The organism is Rhizobacter sp. P3_B12, assembly GCF_056402895.1.
The window spans coordinates 1-2196 of the sequence record NZ_JBFUGN010001004.1; the positions used below are offsets into that span (position 1 = coordinate 1).

Genomic DNA, 2196 nt, shown 5'->3' on the forward strand with positions numbered 1-2196 from the left:
TCAACCTGTCGGGCGAGCCGGCGGGCTACCGGATCGACCGCGATGCGGTGGCGATGGCGGAGCGGTCGATCGGGGCCCGGCTGGAAGGGGGAGAGGTGCGGTTGGAGCGGTGCGGGATGTTGTTTGCGCGGGTGGGTGGCGGAGGGTGAGGCTCAGACGGCCTCAGGGAAGCGCCTGAAGGCCATCGGCGATATCTCTGCGCTCGTGCAAGACACGCACGAGTTCAATGCAATCACCACCGTCGAAATACGCGAGCAGGTACGGAAATTTCTTGAGTCGCCAGGTTCGCAGGCCGGACATCTGGAGTTCGACGGCATACCGAGGCGAACCAGTGGCCGACTGGGCAGCCACATGACGAAGCCCGATGTCGACCGCCTCCACGAAGCGATTTGCGAGATCGTCCCCGCCTTCAGTCAAGTAGTAGCCCACCGCATCATGGAAGTCGCGCTCCGCCTGTTCACGCCACAACAGCGGGCGAAGCGTCACCGCGACGCCGCCTTGCGAATCCGCTGGCGCTGCGCCTCGATGATGCTTTCGTGGCTGCGCTCACTGATCGGCGATGCGAGGCCTTCCATCACCAACGCCTTGAGCGCCATCCGGTCTTGATCCTTGCGGATCAGGTCGCGCACGTATTCGCTGCTGGTGCCGTAGCCGCGGGCGGCCACCTGTTCGTCGACATAGTCCTTCAAGGCGTCCGGAAGCGAGATGTTCATCGTGCTCATCCGCGGAATGGTAGTCACGTTGGCAAAATTTGGCAAAGTCATGGTCGAGGAAATGGCTGGGTAGATCCGGCGCAGTCTGAAATTCGACCCCGTCAGCGTCAACCAGTCCATATGAACGCTTGACTCGGCACGCTCGCAGCGGCGAGGGACATTCCCAGGCCCGCCCCCGGCAGCGCTTTCGTATAGTCCCCCGATGCCCACCCCCCACCGCATCCTGGTCCTCGACGACGAGCCCGACGTGCTCGACTGGATCGGCGCGGTGCTCACCGATGGCGGCCTGCAGGCCACCGCCGTGCAGACCGGCACCGAGATGCAGCGCGCGCTGCGCGAGCGCCCGCATTCGCTGGTGATGCTCGACCTGAAGCTGCGCGGCGAGGACGGCCTCGCGATCGCGCGCGAGCTGCGCCGCAGCTCCACCGTGCCGATCATCATGATGAGCGGCAAGGGCGACGAGGCCGACCGGGTGCTCGGGCTGGAGCTCGCTGCCGACGACTTCCTCGTCAAGCCGATCTCCGGGCGCGAACTGCTGGCCCGCGTGCGCGCCAGCCTGCGCCGCTCGACCGAACTGTCGCAGCCGGCCGCCCGCCCCGACGACCCGGTGCACGAGCGCTACCGCTTCGGCGACTGGGTGCTCGACCGCACCGCCCGCACGCTGGCGCGCAGCAGCGGCGAGCCTTGCGAGGTGACGCGCGGCGAGTTYGCGCTGCTCGCCGCGATGGTCACGCAGGCCGGCCGCGTGTGGGCGCGCGACGAGCTGCTGTCGCAGTTCCGTGGCACCGAGACCGAGGCCTACGACCGCAGCGTCGACGTGCTGGTGCTGCGCCTGCGCCGCAAGATCGAGCCGAACCCGCGCCAGCCGGCCTACATCCGCACCGAGCGCGGCCAGGGCTACGTGTTCGGCGTGCCGGTGACGCGCGGCTGACCCGTGAACGACGCCGTCGCGAGGGCCGTGCCGCCGGCACCCGGCGAGATCCCCGCCCGCTTCGCGATCCGCACCCGCCTGCTCGCCACCTTCCTCGCGCTGCTGCTGCTCACCATCGTGCTGGCCGTCACCGGCATCGCCGGCATGCGCCACAACCAGCGCGCGCTCGACGACTTCGAGGCCGGCGTGATGCCCGAGATCGCGCGCGTGCTGGAGCTGGCCGAGAAGGTGTCGCAGCTCGCCGCCGTCGCGCCCAGCATCGCCGACAGCGACCTGCAATCGCCCAGCCGCAACGACAGCCAGCTGGTGCGCGTGCTGCTCGGCGAGATCCGCCGCCTGTCGGGCGACCTGCCGACGCAGGCCGATTCGCGGCTGGAGGCCACCGCGATGCTCGACGGCATCGACCGCGACCTGACCAGCCTGCTCGCGCTGTCGAGCGAACGCCGCCGCCAGCAGGCCCAGCTGCGCAGCCAGCGCGACACGCTCGACGCGCTGGGCGACCAGCTGTTCCGCAATCGCGTGCGCGTGCAGCGCGATGGCCCGAGCCTGCAG

3 protein-coding genes and 1 pseudogene are annotated in these 2196 nt (G+C 69.2%); 2 read left to right on the top strand and 2 right to left on the bottom strand.

Annotation, left to right across the window (positions count from 1 at the left end; genetic code table 11):
• Positions 1-162 precede the first annotated feature (162 nt).
• Positions 163-486: a type II toxin-antitoxin system RelE/ParE family toxin gene (locus AC1D01_RS31255; RefSeq protein ID WP_477873381.1), complete on the bottom strand. Its 324-nt coding sequence runs from the start codon at positions 484-486 to the stop codon at positions 163-165.
• Positions 483-722 carry a type II toxin-antitoxin system ParD family antitoxin gene (locus tag AC1D01_RS31260; protein ID WP_477873385.1) on the bottom strand — a complete coding sequence of 80 codons (240 nt, stop codon included), beginning with the start codon at positions 720-722 and terminating at the stop codon, positions 483-485. The genes AC1D01_RS31255 and AC1D01_RS31260 overlap by 4 nt, the downstream gene beginning before the upstream one ends.
• 193 nt (positions 723-915) lie before the next feature.
• On the opposite strand from AC1D01_RS31260, the gene AC1D01_RS31265 reads away from it, so the two are divergent.
• The gene (locus tag AC1D01_RS31265; protein ID WP_477873383.1) at positions 916-1644 is read left to right on the top strand and encodes a response regulator; all 729 of its coding nucleotides are present in this window, start codon (positions 916-918) and stop codon (positions 1642-1644) included.
• Positions 1645-1647: 3 nt separating this feature from the next.
• Positions 1648-2196: pseudogene (locus tag AC1D01_RS31270) on the top strand (hypothetical protein); the annotation flags it as partial.

What these genes read in the sequence shown, in the direction of transcription:
- AC1D01_RS31260 (WP_477873385.1), bottom strand. Translation starts at nt 722, where the DNA reads ATGAGCACGATGAACATCTCGCTTCCGGACGCCTTGAAGGACTATGTC.